General features: G+C 44.5%; 17 protein-coding genes. 11 read left to right on the forward strand and 6 right to left on the reverse strand.

Features of this window, described 5'->3' with window-relative positions:
* Window positions 1-9 precede the first annotated feature (9 nt).
* Both hisH and OW255_RS17315 read right to left on the reverse strand, forming a co-directional pair.
* A complete protein-coding gene (hisH, locus tag OW255_RS17310; protein ID WP_268114778.1) occupies window positions 10-618 on the reverse strand; it encodes an imidazole glycerol phosphate synthase subunit HisH in 609 nt (202 codons plus the stop codon).
* 71 nt (window positions 619-689) lie between these two features.
* Window positions 690-1304 carry an SIR2 family NAD-dependent protein deacylase gene (locus tag OW255_RS17315; RefSeq protein ID WP_268114779.1) on the reverse strand — a complete coding sequence of 205 codons (615 nt, stop codon included), beginning with the start codon at window positions 1302-1304 and terminating at the stop codon, window positions 690-692.
* Window positions 1305-1454: 150 nt separating this feature from the next.
* On the opposite strand from OW255_RS17315, the gene OW255_RS17320 reads away from it, so the two are divergent.
* The 4 genes from OW255_RS17320 to OW255_RS17335 all read left to right on the forward strand — a co-directional run bounded on the left by OW255_RS17320 (window position 1455) and on the right by OW255_RS17335 (window position 5754).
* Window positions 1455-1886, forward strand: a complete 432-nt coding sequence (locus OW255_RS17320; RefSeq protein ID WP_024835039.1) for a DUF4430 domain-containing protein — start codon at window positions 1455-1457, stop codon at window positions 1884-1886.
* A complete protein-coding gene (locus OW255_RS17325; RefSeq protein WP_268114780.1) occupies window positions 1883-2398 on the forward strand; it encodes a hypothetical protein in 516 nt (171 codons plus the stop codon). Before OW255_RS17320 ends, OW255_RS17325 begins: the two co-directional genes overlap by 4 nt.
* A 15-nt stretch (window positions 2399-2413) precedes the next feature.
* Window positions 2414-3619: a class I SAM-dependent rRNA methyltransferase gene (locus tag OW255_RS17330; RefSeq protein ID WP_268114781.1), complete on the forward strand. Its 1206-nt coding sequence runs from the start codon at window positions 2414-2416 to the stop codon at window positions 3617-3619.
* 164 nt (window positions 3620-3783) lie between these two features.
* The gene (locus tag OW255_RS17335) at window positions 3784-5754 is read left to right on the forward strand and encodes an AraC family transcriptional regulator (protein ID WP_268114782.1); all 1971 of its coding nucleotides are present in this window, start codon (window positions 3784-3786) and stop codon (window positions 5752-5754) included.
* A gap of 93 nt (window positions 5755-5847) precedes the next feature.
* On the opposite strand, the gene OW255_RS17340 is transcribed toward OW255_RS17335, so the two are convergent.
* The 3 genes from OW255_RS17340 to OW255_RS17350 all read right to left on the reverse strand — a co-directional run bounded on the left by OW255_RS17340 (window position 5848) and on the right by OW255_RS17350 (window position 7837).
* Complete coding sequence (locus tag OW255_RS17340) at window positions 5848-6396, reverse strand: GNAT family N-acetyltransferase (RefSeq protein WP_268114784.1); 549 nt, start codon at window positions 6394-6396, stop codon at window positions 5848-5850.
* Window positions 6397-6419: 23 nt separating this feature from the next.
* Window positions 6420-7403 (reverse strand): polysaccharide deacetylase family protein, encoded by a 984-nt coding sequence (locus tag OW255_RS17345; RefSeq protein WP_268114786.1) that lies wholly within the window; start codon window positions 7401-7403, stop codon window positions 6420-6422.
* A gap of 89 nt (window positions 7404-7492) precedes the next feature.
* On the reverse strand, window positions 7493-7837 hold the full coding sequence (locus OW255_RS17350; protein ID WP_024835033.1) for a DRTGG domain-containing protein: 345 nt from the start codon (window positions 7835-7837) through the stop codon (window positions 7493-7495).
* A gap of 199 nt (window positions 7838-8036) precedes the next feature.
* Here OW255_RS17350 and OW255_RS17355 point away from each other — a divergent pair, with 199 nt between their 5' ends.
* The 7 genes from OW255_RS17355 to OW255_RS17385 all read left to right on the forward strand — a co-directional run bounded on the left by OW255_RS17355 (window position 8037) and on the right by OW255_RS17385 (window position 13653).
* Window positions 8037-8531: an NADH-quinone oxidoreductase subunit NuoE family protein gene (locus OW255_RS17355; protein ID WP_024835032.1), complete on the forward strand. Its 495-nt coding sequence runs from the start codon at window positions 8037-8039 to the stop codon at window positions 8529-8531.
* Between the two features lie 12 nt (window positions 8532-8543).
* The gene (locus OW255_RS17360; RefSeq protein ID WP_024835031.1) at window positions 8544-9101 is read left to right on the forward strand and encodes an ATP-binding protein; all 558 of its coding nucleotides are present in this window, start codon (window positions 8544-8546) and stop codon (window positions 9099-9101) included.
* Window positions 9102-9124: 23 nt separating this feature from the next.
* Entirely contained in the window at window positions 9125-9502 is a 378-nt protein-coding gene (locus OW255_RS17365) for a (2Fe-2S) ferredoxin domain-containing protein (RefSeq protein WP_268114787.1), read from the forward strand.
* Between the two features lie 14 nt (window positions 9503-9516).
* Window positions 9517-11304, forward strand: a complete 1788-nt coding sequence (gene nuoF, locus OW255_RS17370) for an NADH-quinone oxidoreductase subunit NuoF (RefSeq protein ID WP_024835029.1) — start codon at window positions 9517-9519, stop codon at window positions 11302-11304.
* 17 nt (window positions 11305-11321) lie between these two features.
* Window positions 11322-13067, forward strand: coding sequence for an NADH-dependent [FeFe] hydrogenase, group A6 (locus OW255_RS17375; protein ID WP_268114788.1), 1746 nt, complete (start codon window positions 11322-11324; stop codon window positions 13065-13067).
* Window positions 13068-13220: 153 nt separating this feature from the next.
* Window positions 13221-13394 carry a hypothetical protein gene (locus tag OW255_RS17380; RefSeq protein WP_166429822.1) on the forward strand — a complete coding sequence of 58 codons (174 nt, stop codon included), beginning with the start codon at window positions 13221-13223 and terminating at the stop codon, window positions 13392-13394.
* A 13-nt stretch (window positions 13395-13407) separates the two neighbouring features.
* The gene (locus OW255_RS17385; protein ID WP_024835027.1) at window positions 13408-13653 is read left to right on the forward strand and encodes a spore coat protein; all 246 of its coding nucleotides are present in this window, start codon (window positions 13408-13410) and stop codon (window positions 13651-13653) included.
* 131 nt (window positions 13654-13784) lie between these two features.
* Here OW255_RS17385 and OW255_RS17390 read toward each other — a convergent pair whose 3' ends face one another.
* Window positions 13785-15236, reverse strand: coding sequence for a 4Fe-4S dicluster domain-containing protein (locus tag OW255_RS17390; RefSeq protein ID WP_024835026.1), 1452 nt, complete (start codon window positions 15234-15236; stop codon window positions 13785-13787).
* Window positions 15237-15288 lie beyond the last annotated feature (52 nt).

Consider the following 15288-nt stretch of genomic DNA (forward strand, 5'->3'; position numbering starts at 1 on the left):
GGCACCTCCTTAAGTAAGTTCTATGAAATTTTTCAAGATATGAAGACCTGTATCACTGCTCTTTTCCGGATGGAACTGGCAGGCAAATAAGTTATCTCTCTCCACGGAAGCGCCAAAGGTCAGACCATACTCTGACGTTGCTGCCACATCGGATTGCCGTTCTGCTTCTAAATAATATGAATGGACAAAATAAACATATGCACCGGAATGGATTCCTTTAAAAAGTCTACCTTCCGGCTTGATCTTAAGACTGTTCCAGCCCATATGAGGCACCTTTAGACCAGGGGTATTTGGAAATCGAAGAATTTTGCCGGGCAGAAGGCCAAGACCTTTTACTCCTTCTGATTCCTGGCTGCTTTCAAAAAAGAGCTGAAGCCCCAGACAGATGCCAAGAAGGGGTGTCCCATTCTCCGCTATCTTTTGTATCACTTCCACCAGCTCATATTGGTGAAGCTTATCCATCGCTTCCCCAAACGCTCCCACTCCTGGCAGAATTACTTTATCCGCAGAAAGAAGGATTTCCTTATCCCTTGTTACGACAGGGCTTTCTCCCAGAGAAACCAGGGCTTTTTCCACACTTTTTAAATTTCCGGCATCGTAGTCAATTATCGCAATCATGGCAGCCACCTCTTTACGCCTTTTTTCAACATTTTAGCACAGTACCCTGTAATGCACAACGCAAAAAATAACTATAAACTTCGAAAGAATTCCAAAGAATTTTCAGAAATTGCATCTGCTTTTCCTTTTACGGTATCAGAAAGCTGGGAAAAGGAACCATGGATCCGGTATAAATGAGCCTTATTATTAATGGAAGCTGTTTTTTCAAACGGCCACCGGATAACGGTAGGCGTTTGAAATCCCACCCCCATTTCCAGAAGCAGAAGCTTCTTATTTAAGGTAGCAGAAAGCCAGTAGGTATAGGCGTTCCACTGAGGAAGATATCCTTCCTCTATGTATTCCTCTGCCTTTATAGTATTCCCAGTCAGAGGCTGCCCGCAATGAGGGCAGATATCATCAGGAATCTCTAAAGGCTCCCAAATATCCTTGGTACAGGATTTGGAGCACTGTCTCCAGGTCTCATTGCCACAGGGCGCAACGATTCGTTTCTGGTCTAAGGAGGATTTACGAATCTCTCCGTCGGTCACTGTTGTCACAATAAAATAATCTTTTCCCTGAATCATGCGATTCAGCTTTTCATAAAGCTCTTTTATATCCCCGGTCTCTTTGGCGTTCCACTCTTCACCGATACCGATTAATAATTTTTCACAGCTTTTTATTTCTTCCACAATTTTTTCTTTTATCATTGATCTTATCCACCTTTTGTAAGAAGTCCCCATCTATTATACATCAGCAGCAATCTTAAGAAAAGATAGAAATTCTGTTCTTGCGGCTCTTACCGTATCTATGCTATACTTATGCATGCATGAAACATAAACAAAGGAAGTAAGCCATCTATGAATAAACACATAAAGCTTTCTCCCTTGCTGGGAGGTTTTGCTGCTATTGCAGTGCTGGCACTGCTATTAGTCATATACACTCTGACAAGACCGGTTCCCATGGCGGGTACAAAGAATATCTCCATTGATGTCGTATATGAAAACGGAGTCAAAGAGCATTATCAGATTACCACAGAAGCCCACTTTCTTCTGGAGGCAATAAGTTCCATTCCTGAGCTTAAGGTTTCAGGAACATCAAGCGACGAATTTGGACTAATGGTAACTACCATCAATGGAACGAGAGCCGATTACCAAAAGGACCATGCTTATTGGGCGCTCCTGTTAAATGGCGAGCCCTGCAGCTACGGGGTCAGTCAGCAGCCCATTAAGGATAAGGAGGCATATACGTTTCAGTATACCCCTGCAAACGAGGAGGCCCAAAAGCCATGAAGACCGTTCCCCCTATGACAACTGGTGAACTGGTACGGGATGCTCTTTTAGCTGCCTTGTTATTTATCAGCCAGGTAAGTCTTTCCTGGATCAGTAACGTGGAGCTGGTATCCCTTCTGCTGATTTTATATACTCTGGTATTCAAAAAACACGTATGGCTGATCCTGTACGTGTTTATTGTATTGGAGGGACTTGTGTATGGATTTGGGCTGTGGTGGTTTTCCTACCTTTATGTATGGCCCATTCTTGTGGCTGCTGTTTTTCTTTTCATAAAAGGAAGACCTCCAAAGTCATTTACCATAGCCATATTATCAGGCATATTTGGATTGCTCTTTGGACTGTTCTGTTCTCTGTCCTATGTTATCCTTGCAGGCCCCCATGCCGCCTTTGTCTGGTGGACGGCCGGAATTCCCTTTGACCTTGTTCATGGAATCGGTAATTTCCTGCTGTCCCTTATCTTATTTTCGCCGTTATACCGGCTTCTTACCGCATTAAACCGAATCCAATCATAAAAAGGAGTGCTATCCATGGAATCAGCAATTGTCAGAATCAAAAAAGGTGAGGCCCGCGCCTTAAAAGCAGGAGGTATGTGGATCTATGATAACGAAATCGATACCATTACCGGAGATTTTACCAACGGGGATATTGTAACAGTGGAGGATTTTGACGGCTACTTTCTCGGCCGTGGTTTTATCAACACCAATTCCAAAATCACCATCCGCATCATGACCCGGAAAAAAGACACTGAAATCAACGAAGACTTTATTGAGATGCGGGTGCGAAATGCCTGGGAATATCGGAAGACCACTTCCGATACGGACAGCTGCCGTGTAATCTTTGGAGAGGCTGACTTTCTACCCGGTATTGTGGTGGACAAGTTCTCCGATGTACTGGTGGTAGAATCCCTTGCCCTGGGCATTGACCGTTTAAAGCCTCTCATCCTGGACACTTTGAAACGAATCTTAAATGAAGATGGGATTGAAATCCGTGGTATTTATGAAAGAAGCGATGCGAAAGTCCGCCTTCAGGAAGGCATGGAGCGGGTAAAGGGCTTTATCGGCGAGCCATTTGATACGAAGGTGGAGATCGTGGAAAACGGGGTCAAATATATGGTAGATGTTCAGGACGGCCAGAAAACCGGATTTTTCCTGGATCAGAAATATAACCGTCTCGCCATGCACCGGATCTGCAAAGGAAAACGGGTATTAGACTGCTTTACCCATACCGGTTCCTTCGCCTTAAACGCCGGAATCGCCGGAGCGACCCAGGTTCTGGGCGTTGATGCCTCTGAGCTTGGAGTGGCCCAGGCTATGGAAAATGCGCGGTTAAATGATTTATCCGACGTAGTTACCTTTCAGTGTGCGGATGTGTTCGAGCTTCTTCCTGAGTTTGAAAAAAAGGGAGAAAAGTTTGACGTAGTGATTTTGGATCCACCTGCCTTTACAAAGTCAAGAAACTCCGTGAAAAATGCAGTAAAAGGATATCGTGAAATCAACTTAAGAGGCATGAAGCTGGTAAAAGACGGAGGATATCTGGCTACCTGCTCCTGCTCTCATTTTATGACACCGGAGCTTTTTACTAAGACCATACGGGAGGCAGCCGCTAACGTTCACAAGCGTCTCCGTCAGGTAGAATACCGGACACAGGCAGCCGACCACCCTATTTTATGGGCTGGGGAAGATACTTCTTACTATTTGAAATTCTATATCTTCCAGGTGTGCGATGAGAAATAAATAAAATTGATATTGCAGCGCTCCTGCAAGTAATAGCAGGAGCGTTCCATTCGGTCATTCGGTTAGTTTCTACTAACTAAATATTTTCAAGTTGAATTCCTTGTATTGGATTTCATCTTACAATTGATTCCACAAAACTTAACGGCGGGGAATGGAGATTTTATATGAAAGATATGTATCGCAAAGATAATATTTTTACCAAAGAAGAAATGGATGATATTTTTCTCATTCTGGAATATTCAGCTATTTCTCTTCTTGATATTAGGCATCATTTGATCTCTCCCGAAGAAGCTTTAAAAGATTGTATATTGCCTTCCAGTGCCTTTCTCTTTACGTATCCTGGAAAGGCAGAAGTGCTGTTGGGGGACAAATCCTATCAGATCAATCATTTCAGCCTCTTTCATGGCGGCAAAGGTACCTCCCTTTCCATTATTCCTCACGGTGAGTGGCTTGAATATTATATGATCTTCTACAAAACCGGTGAAACACAGTTTCACAAAGAGAAATTAAAGAAATTACTGGAGCAGATTAACCCATTTCAGCAGCAATATGGATTCACTCCCCAGAATCCGGTTTTTTTCACTGAGATTTTACGCAGTATATATGAACACTGGAACGAGCCTGCTCCCATGAAAAAATTTTATGAGAAATCTTTATTCTATCAATTTACCTATGAGCTATACAAAGAACTGGCAGAGGCCAGCGTATTGACCTTTGATCCAAATATTGTAAAAATGACCATACGGTATATAGAAAAAAATTACGCAACTTCCATTGCAGTTCAGGATCTTTGTCAACGTTTTGGCATCAGCTACAGCCATTTTTACAGACTTTTCAAAAAGGAGACCGGTAGTACCTTTCAGGGATACTTATTAAAAATACGCTTGGAAAAGGCCCGGCAATATATGATAGAAAGCAGCTATTCACTTAGTGAAATTGCTAAATTTACCGGTTTTTATGACGAATTCCATCTAAGCAGCTCTTTTAAAAAGCTTACCGGCATGTCTCCGGCAACTTTAAGAAAGAATCTTACATGGGACAAGAAATATCCTTACATGGAAAATCCTGAGTTCTCACACTATAATGAAGCGTATCAAGTTAGTCAAAACAAACTCAATATACAAGGAGATATTATGTTAAAACATTTGAAAAACAAGACAGCAGTGATGGCTGCAGCGCTTTCATTCATGACTCTCTTATCCGGCTGTTCCACAGCATCATCAGTCTCAGACAACACGACTCCAACAGCCTCCCAGGCTGCAGACAATCAGAATTCTCAAAAAGATGATGATTCCCAAAAATCAGAAACAAAAATATTACAAACGGTAAAAGGCGATGTGGAAATTCCCGTAACCCCAAAACGGGTCGTTACGGATAGTGGGCTATTAGGAGATATTCTGGCACTGGGTGTGACTCCAATAGCCATTGAGAATTACGGTGCCGAAGATGTGTCCTATAAGGATTTAATCAAGGATATCACCGTCTTGGAAAAATGGGAACCAGAATACATTATGGCAGAGCAGCCAGATTTAATCATCACCCAATATGAAGAAAACTATGAGCAGCTATCAAAAATCGCACCAGCGGTTTATGTTCCCTCCGATCAGATGACGGTAGATGAAGAATTATCATTTTTAGCAGAAGCCTTAGGAAAAGACCCGGAAGAAGGAAAAAAAATCCTGGACGCTTATTTTGAAAAAGTCGCTGAATATAAAGCCAAGTTAGAAGAAGCCGGCCTATACAACAAAACCTTCAGCGTCATCAGAGTCCAGGGAGAAAATCAGATCGGTGTTCGATGGAGCAACAATCTGGGCGGCCAGATTCTATTCGGCGCATTGGAGCTTCCTAAAACAGAAGGCGCGCAAGAAGAAATTGATGCAGGCCATGACTGGGGAGCAACTCTCTCCTTTGAAGCACTGCCTAAATATATGGGGGATTACATTCTTGTGACGGAATACGGTAATTATGATTTAATCAAAGATAATCCGATCTGGAAGTCTCTTCCCGCTGTCGAGGCAGGTAATATTATTATACTCTCTGAGCCATTTATGTATCTGAATGATATTTACTCCTGGTCCGCCCAGTTAGACCTAGTGGGGGATGCTCTTTTGGAGTTAGCAAAGAAAGAAAAGTAAGAAAGCATTACATGGAACACAAAGAAACGCCTGGATTGAAATTTCCTATGGAAGTTCCAATCCAGGCGTCCTTTTATTTATTACACTTTGAGTCTATTGTTTCTCAGGCTGGGGATTCCCGCACCACTCATCTTTTAAAATCCCATATTCTAAGGTATCCAGCCAAATTGGCTCTCCACTCTCATCAGTCTTAAAATAGATGTTTTTAACCAGCAAGCCTTCCCGCCTCATAGACAAACGCTCCATCAGCTTCCAGGAACGCTCATTATTCGGATTGCACATGGCAACGATTCGCCTTGCGCCAAGTTCACGAAAAGCATGATCAAGAAATGCTTTGGCACTCTCAAATGCCAATCCCTTTCCCTTATAACGAGGATTAAACACATACCCCAATTCCCAGGTGTCAAACTCCATTTTCTTAAATAGAAGCTCTCCTATTACTTTTCCATTCTCCTTTAGGCATACTGCGTAAAAGAAATCCTGTTCTGCTCTTTTTATTGCAGCTTCTCTGGCCCGGTCACTGGTATAAGCTTCATAGGGCAGATACCGGACTACCTCCTCATCGGAAAGATACTCATAAATATCCTGCCAATCTTCTGGCCGGAATCTGCGAATGAACAGCCGGTCTGTGGTTATTTTCATCTTATCATCCTCCCAGTTTTTTCTCATCTGTAAAACTGAGAATATACACCTCCGGGGACAACACCGCCCCGGTACTGTGCAAGCTCACTGACTGTGACCAGCTGATACCCTGCCTGCGTAAGCTTTGGTATGATTTCCAGAGCTGCCGCTCCTGTCTGGGGATATAATTCATGCATCAGCACAATGTCTCCATCTCTTACCTTAGTTAATACAGACTGTATGGTCTTATTGGTATTTCTTGTCTTCCAATCCAAGGTATCAATGCTCCACATGATCATAGGAGCCTTGACGTTCTGAAGAACGGTCTGGTTCTTATTTCCTCCCGGGAGTCTTACAAGCTGAGGCCTTACTCCAGTGGCTGCAAACACTGCATCGTTGCAGCGGTTGATCTCACTTTGTATCTGTGCACCGTTTAATCTGTTTAAGTACTTATGGTCAAAGGTGTGATTTCCGATTTCATGTCCTTCCGCCACCATGCGCTTAAGCTCTGTTTCATAGGCTGCTGCTCTGCTTCCTACCACAAAGAATGTGGCTTTACCTCCGTACTGCGCGAGGGAATCCATGATTTGATTTCCTACAGGAGCGTAAGGGCCGTCATCAAAGGTCAGTGCCACCATGGGCCGGTTGGGGTCAATCTGTCTTCCAGTCTCTGCCGGCTGAGTTTCAGCTTGTCCACTTTCTTCGGAAGCTGTTTCGTTTGTGCTGCTTTCCTGACTGCTATCTTCCGTTTTTTGCTCCTGGCTTTTGTGCTCCTTGGTTTCCTCACTGGAGCTGCCTTGGGATTCTTTTTCAGCCTTACCGGGCTGGTCTGAAATGTTTCCGTTTTTATCTACCCATCTGGCAACGCCAGGTCCCAGGTTTTCATCTATCCAGCCATTTCTGACATCAGTCCTGTCTGGAGCCGGCGCAGTCTCATCTGCCATGGATGAAAATGGTGCGGCTGGTACAAAGGCTGTTACAAGTGCGACAGCCATTAGAATACTTGTCCATTGTAAAAATCTCTTCATATTTCATCACTCCTTTAGCGGTTACTGATTATTACTATACAGGAAAGAATGAAGAATTGGAAGAAGTTTACTAAAAAAGTAAAGAAGCCTTAAAAGAAGCTTAAGTATCCTGGCCCACTAACAGCCAGAGCCGCCTCAAACACAGGCTGATTCGTTTTAAATACAGGTATCCCCAGTTCCATTGCCTTTTCCTCCATTCCATCCTCAGGCTGAATGCCTTCTGCCAGTATAATGCAGGAAGCCTTTACCAAAGAAGCCACTGCCAGTGTATTTCTGTTTCCAATGACCGTTACCCAGGCGCAGCCCTCCGGTGCCTTTCCCATGGCATGGCTTAGAAGGTCACAGCAATAAGGGGTTGATATCCTTTGATTCCCCCAATTTCCTTCGGTCACCACCTCAAAATAACCGCTGTCTATCAGCTCTCTTATTGTCATTTTTATCCCCTTTTTTCCTTAATTCATAAAAATAAAAGCATTTATGATAATTATAGCACAAATTACCCTAAGGTAATAGGAAGATTAGACGTAATGTTTGTTATTTTTTTGTCGAATATCATTCAAAACTATAGATTTTTTATCAATAACATGGTAAAATATCAGGTACATTGCACAACACATTTTAAGGAGGTTATTTATGACTTGTATAAAGCAAGGCGTCCCTTTTCAGGGGACGAAAGAGCAGGAAGCTGCTTTGAAAGAAGCAATCTTCCTGCTGAAAGATGCAAAAGGATCTCTTATGCCTATCATGCAGAAGGCACAGGAGATTTACGGTTATCTTCCAATCGAAGTACAAACCATGATTTCCGATGAAACAGGCATTCCTCTGGAGAAAATCTATGGGGTAGCCACTTTTTATTCTCAATTCGCACTGCAGCCAAAGGGCAAATATCAGGTCTCAGTCTGTCTTGGGACCGCCTGCTATGTAAAAGGCTCGGGAGACATCTTCCACAAGCTGGAAGAGCTTCTTGGAATCACCAACGGTGAATGCACACCGGATGGAAAGTTTTCTCTTGATTCCTGCCGCTGCGTAGGTGCCTGTGGTCTTGCCCCTGTCCTTATGGTCAACGGGGAAGTTTATGGAAGGCTTTCGGCTGACGATGTTCCTGACATCCTGGCCAAGTATGAATAATTCAAAAGGTATATCATGAAAGAGATCTCGTTACATATTCTGGATGCGGCAGAAAACTCCCTTCGGGCAGGCGCTTCCCTAATCTCCATCCTTGTTTGGGTGGATGAGAGGAATGATCGTCTGACTACCGTCATTACTGATGACGGAAAAGGCATGACAGAGGAAACTTTGTTAAGGGTCACTGACCCGTTTTTTACCACAAGATCCACCAGAAACGTAGGACTTGGCATTCCATTTTTTAAATATGCGGCTGAAATTACCGGGGGAAGTTTCTCCATTTGGTCCAAACCGGAAAAGGGAACAACCGTAACCGCTGTCTTTTCCCTGTCCTGCATTGACCGAATGCCCCTTGGTGACATAAACAGCACCATAGAAACACTGATTCTTTGCCATCCAGACAAGAACTTTTTCTATACCTACCGTTTTAATGAAGCAGCCTTTGAATTGGATACAAGAAGCTTCCGAAAGATCCTTTTGGATATCCCACTGAATGAGCCGGAGATATCTGCCTTTATAAAGGAATATTTACGGGAGAACAAATCGGAGATAGATGGAGATGCGGCCATTTAGGGCCGTTTTATTGGAGGAATAACATGAAGACTCTTGAGGAATTAAAGGAAATCCGAGATAAAATGCAGAGTCAGGTCGCCATGAGAAAAGAAGATCACGGGCGCACGCGCATTCTGGTGGGTATGTCCACATGCGGCATTGCAAGCGGCGCAAGACCTGTTCTACAGACACTGTCAAACCTGGTTCAGGAACACCATATGACAGACCGGTTCACCGTTATCCAGACCGGCTGCAATGGCTTATGCCAGTACGAACCAATCGTAGAAATTTTGGAACCCGGAAAAGAAACCATCACTTACGTTAAGATGACCCCTGAAAAAGCAGAAGAAATCTTTCAGGAGCATGTTATCAATGGTCAGGTTCTGGAAAACTATACGTTGGCTTTTGCTGACTCAAAATAAGGAGGAATCAGGAGATGTATCGTTCACATGTATTGGTTTGCGGCGGCACAGGGTGCACCTCTTCCGGCAGCCAGCAGATTATGGCTAGATTAGAGGATGAACTTGGAAAACAGGGACTTTCTGAGGAAGTATCCGTAGTACAGACCGGATGTCACGGTCTTTGCGCATTAGGACCTATTATGATCGTTTATCCGGACGCATCTTTTTATGCAATGGTCAAGGAAGAAGACATTCCGGAAATTGTCAGTGAGCACTTATTAAAGGGGCGTCCAGTAGAGAGACTTCTCTATGAGGAGACCGTTACGCCATCAGGCATTAAGGCTTTAAGTGATACAGATTTCTATAAAAAGCAGCACAGAATCGCACTTAGAAACTGCGGTGTTATCAATCCCGAAGTAATTGAGGAATACATTGGTACCGGTGGCTATCAGGCGCTTGGTAAAGTTTTAACAGAGATGACTCCTGATGAAGTCATTCAGGAGCTTTTAGACAGCGGATTAAGAGGACGAGGCGGCGCAGGATTCCCTACTGGTTTAAAATGGAAGCTTGCAAAGCAGAACGATGCCGATCAAAAATATGTCTGCTGTAACGCGGATGAAGGAGATCCCGGTGCATTTATGGACCGTTCCGTTCTGGAAGGAGACCCACATGCACTTTTAGAAGCCATGACCATTGCAGGTTATGCCATCGGTGCTTCCCAGGGTTACATATATGTTCGTGCAGAGTATCCAATTGCGGTCGATCGTCTTAGAATTGCTCTTGCACAGTCAAGAGAGATGGGACTTTTAGGAGATGATATCTTTGGAACCGGATTTTCCTTTGATATTGACCTTCGTCTTGGAGCAGGTGCCTTTGTATGCGGCGAAGAAACTGCCCTTATGGTTTCCATCGAAGGAAACCGCGGCGAGCCAAGACCACGTCCTCCATTCCCAGCCCAGAAGGGTCTTTTTGGCAAGCCTACCATCTTAAATAACGTAGAAACCTATGCAAATATTCCTCAGATCATCTTAAACGGCTCCAAATGGTTCGCTTCCATGGGTACAGAGCGTTCCAAGGGAACCAAGGTATTTGCACTGGGCGGAAAGATTAAGAATACCGGACTGGTAGAAGTTCCTATGGGAACCACTCTCCGGGAGATCATAGAGGAAGTGGGAGGCGGCATTCCAAACGGCAAGAAGTTTAAGGCAGCCCAGACCGGCGGTCCTTCCGGCGGCTGTATTCCCATGGAGCATTATGACATTCCCATTGATTACGATAACTTAATTGCCATTGGTTCCATGATGGGCTCCGGTGGTCTGATTGTTATGGATGAAACCGATTGTATGGTGGATATTGCCAAATTCTTCTTAGAGTTTACCGTAGAAGAATCCTGCGGCAAATGTACTCCATGCCGAATCGGAACCAAGCGTATGCTGGAAATCCTCGATAAGATCACAAAGGGCCAGGCTACCCTGGAAGATGTGGATCGTCTGGAAGAGTTATGCGACTATGTAAAAGCAAACTCTGCATGCGGCTTAGGCCAGACAGCTCCCAATCCGGTTCTTTCCACCTTGAAGTTCTTCCGGGATGAATACAATGCCCACATTATAGACAAAACCTGTCCGGCTGGTGTGTGTAAAGCACTCCTCTCCTATTATATTGATTCCGAAAAGTGCAGGGGCTGTACGCTCTGCGCCAGAAACTGTCCAGTTCAGGCAATCTCCGGTTCCGTTAAGAACCCTCATATCATTGACTTTGACAAATGTATCAAGTGCGGTGTATGTATGGAGAAATGCAAATTTGACGCTGTTTATAAGAGATAATGGAGGGAGACCGCATCATGGAGAATATTACAATTAAAATCAACGGCTTGGACGTAAGCGCTCCTGCAGGCTCCACGATTCTTGAGGCTGCCAGGCTTGCTCATATTGAGATACCAACTTTATGCTTTTTAAAAGAAATCAATGAAATTGCTGCATGCCGTATCTGTACCGTAGAAATCGGCGGCGGTAAGCTTGCAGCGTCCTGTGTATACCCCATCAATGCAGGGATGGAGGTATGGACCAATACTCCTAAGATCCGTGACTACAGAAAGAAGACCCTGCAGCTCATCTTATCCAATCACGACCGCTCCTGCTTATCCTGTGTAAGAAGCGGTGACTGTGAGCTTCAGACGCTCTGTAAGGAACTCGGCGTTGACGCTGAGAACTACTATGACGGAGATAAGACACCTTCCACTCCGGATGAAAGTGCAGCCCATATGGTACGTGACAACAGCAAGTGTATTTTATGCCGCCGCTGCTCTTCTATCTGTGAAAAGGTACAGGGAATTGGGGTCATTGGACCTAACAGCAGAGGTTTTGCCACATTTATCGGATCTCCATTTGAGATGGGACTGGGGGACACCAGCTGTGTTTCCTGCGGACAGTGTATTGCTGTCTGCCCCACCGGCGCTCTTTATGAAAAGAGCAGCATTCAGGAAGTTGCTGATGCCATTGCAGATTCAGAGAAACATGTAATCGTTCAGACGGCTCCAGCCGTACGCGCTGCCCTTGGGGAAGAATTTAACTTCCCAATCGGAACCAATGTAGAAGGAAAGATGGTTTCAGCCTTAAGAAGACTTGGCTTTGATAAGGTATTTGATACCAACTTCAGTGCGGATCTTACCATTATGGAGGAGGCACACGAATTCATAGAGCGTGTACAGCACGGCGGTGTTCTGCCTATGATCACCTCCTGTTCTCCAGGCTGGATCAAATACTGTGAACACTATTTCCCTGATATGACAGAGAATTTATCTTCCTGTAAATCTCCTCAGCAGATGTTTGGCGCTATTGCCAAATCCTACTATGCAGAGAAGATGGGCTTAAAACCAGAGGATATTGTATCCGTAAGCGTTATGCCATGTACCGCCAAAAAGTTTGAGATTGGAAGAGACGATCAGGATGCCAATGGTTCTCCAGATGTGGATTACACCATCACCACCAGAGAGCTGGCTCGTATGATCAAACAGGCTGGGCTTCGCTTTGAGAACCTTCCTGATGAATCCTTTGACACCCCTCTGGGACTTGGCTCCGGCGCCGGAGTCATCTTTGGTACCACCGGCGGCGTTATGGAAGCCGCTCTTCGTACGGCGGTAGAAAGCCTTACCGGAGAAGAGCTCGCGAAACTTGAGTTTAACGATGTCCGTGGTATGGAGGGAATCAAGGAAGCCTCCTATGAAGTAGGCGATTTAAAAGTCAATGTAGCGGTTGCTTCTGGCTTAATCAATGCAAGAGATTTATTAAACCGGGTAAAATCCGGGGAAGCGGACTACCACTTCATCGAGATCATGGGCTGTCCGGGCGGTTGTATCGGAGGCGGCGGCCAGCCACAGCAGCCAGGCTATATCCGCAATACGACCGATATCCGCGGCCTGCGTGCAAAGGTATTATATGATTCCGATGCAAGCAATAAGATTCGTAAATCTCATGAAAACCCTGCAATCAAAGAGCTTTACAGCACATATTTAGGGGAACCGGGAAGCGAAAGGGCACACCATCTCCTTCATACGACTTACGTAAAAAGAAAAATCAATCAAATCTAAAAGCTTCCTATCATAAAATTCTTGATCTGCCTGGTAACAAGGCAGATCGAGACTTTTTTATTTTATTCGTTTCATTGTTTCCTTTTTTGGAAAATCTATAAAAAATGAATGGTTTAAGAGAAAACCTCCATACTAAGATTGGAGGTGATAAAAATGAGCCCAAAGGAATTAATTTATATTGAAGATGCTCTTGGACATGAAAAATTTTTAAAGACACAGTGTCAGGAAGCAGCTCAGAATTTGCAGGATCCAGAATTAAAGGCCTGCGCACAGGAAATTATGCAAAAGCACCAGCAGATTTTTGACAATTTCTATAACTTAGTGTAAGGAGGAACCGAAGATGGATGACAGGACTATTATGGAGAACCTGCTGAACACAGCCAAGGGCGTGTGTGATCTTTATATGCACGGTACCATTGAATCCCCTACCCAGAATGTACACCAGGCATTTGATACTGCATTAAATGACAGCTTATGCATTCAGGACAGCATTTACAAGAAAATGTCTGCAAAGGGATGGTATACAACAGAACAGGCAGAGCAGCAGAAAGTAACCAAGGTAAAAAATCAGTTTGCAGGAATGTAATTTAGGGGAGCAATCCGCTTGCAGATACGTAAAAGGCTGTGAAAAATAGCCTTTTAAAAAATGAAACGTGCGTCTTGATAAGCCTATAAAGGCAAAAATCAAGACGCACTTTTTCGTGATCCTTATTCTTATTAATGTCTGTGCATTGGAACCGTTTCAAGTCCCTGGCTTGCTAAGTTCTCATGTACCTCTCTGGCATCAGCCTGACCGATGAGAAGATCTCTGGCTTTTTTCGCCTCATTCTCATTCTTATATCTAGCAGGACCGCCAACACAGCCGCCGGTACATACCATACCTTCGATAAAATCGGCTGGGAGCTTTCCTACCTTTAGCAGCATTAATGCTTTTTTACATTCTGCTGCACCATTGCACTTCATTACCTGAATATCCGTATTCTTCTCTGTCTCTTTTAAACATTCCAGCACTGCCGCGGTTACGCCGCCGCCATTACCAAAACGTTTACCAAAAACTGAAGCCTGCTGATACGTATTCTCTTCCGGTTCAAGCTCTACGCCCTTTGCCTGCATAAGAGCTACCGCCTCTCCAAGAGTCAGGACATAATCTGCATTGTCTTTTACATTTAAGTCAAGGCTTTCACTCTTCTTTGCAATACAAGGTCCGATAAATACGGTTACTGTTTCAGGATCCTTTTCTTTGAGCATTCTGGATACCGCACACATTGGAGATACGGTAGTTGACATATTTTCAAGGAGCATGGGATAGTGCTGCTTGATCATATTTACAAATGCCGGACAACAGGAGGTTGTCATCTTTTTGCCTTCTTCATAGGCTTCCGCCCATTCTGCTGCCTCCGCTGCTGCTGTTAAGTCACCGCCTAAGGCAACCTCAACCATATCAGTAAAACCAGCCTTTTTCAGAGCAGTTTTCCAGCTTGCCATGGTGATATCAGGGCCGTACTGGCCTTCTGTAGCCGGGGCTACCATAGCCACTACCTTCTTTCCTGCCTTGATCAGCCGGATTACATCAGCGAGGAAGGTCTTTGTTCCAATGGCACCAAAAGGACAGCCATTGACACATGCTCCGCACTGGATGCATTTTTTCTCATCTATAACAACAATGTCGTTTTCATCCATAGTAATGGCATCTACCGGGCAGCTCTTTTTGCAAGGGCGTGTCAGATCCGCAATGGCATTGTAAGGGCAGGCCTGAGAGCATTTTCCGCATTCCTTGCACTTATCCGGATCAATATGGGCGCGGTCGTGTCCCATGGTGATGGCTCCGAAATTACAGGAAGCCTGACAAGCTTTTCCCATACAGAGCTGGCAGTTGTCCGTTACCACATAACGGGCAATGGGGCAGCCTTCACAGGCAGAATTTATGACCTGTACGATATTTGTGGTATCCTTTCCGCTGGGGCATAAGCCTTCTGCAAGCCGTACTCTTTCTCTGATAATTTCCCGTTCCCTGTAAATGCAGCATCGAAACTGGGCTTTTGGACCTGGAATGATGTGATATGGAATCTCATTTCTGCTTTCTTCTATCCTATCCTCCCAGACATATTTTGCAACTTCAAGCAGTACCTGGTGTGTAATACGATGTAATGTAGCGTCACTTGTTGCCATAATTTTCCTCCTGTAACTTCCACCGAAGCGGTCGTGTGAACATCCTTTGTGA

Source organism: Lacrimispora xylanolytica (assembly GCF_026723765.1).
GTDB classification, from domain to species: Bacteria; Bacillota; Clostridia; order Lachnospirales; family Lachnospiraceae; genus Lacrimispora; species Lacrimispora xylanolytica.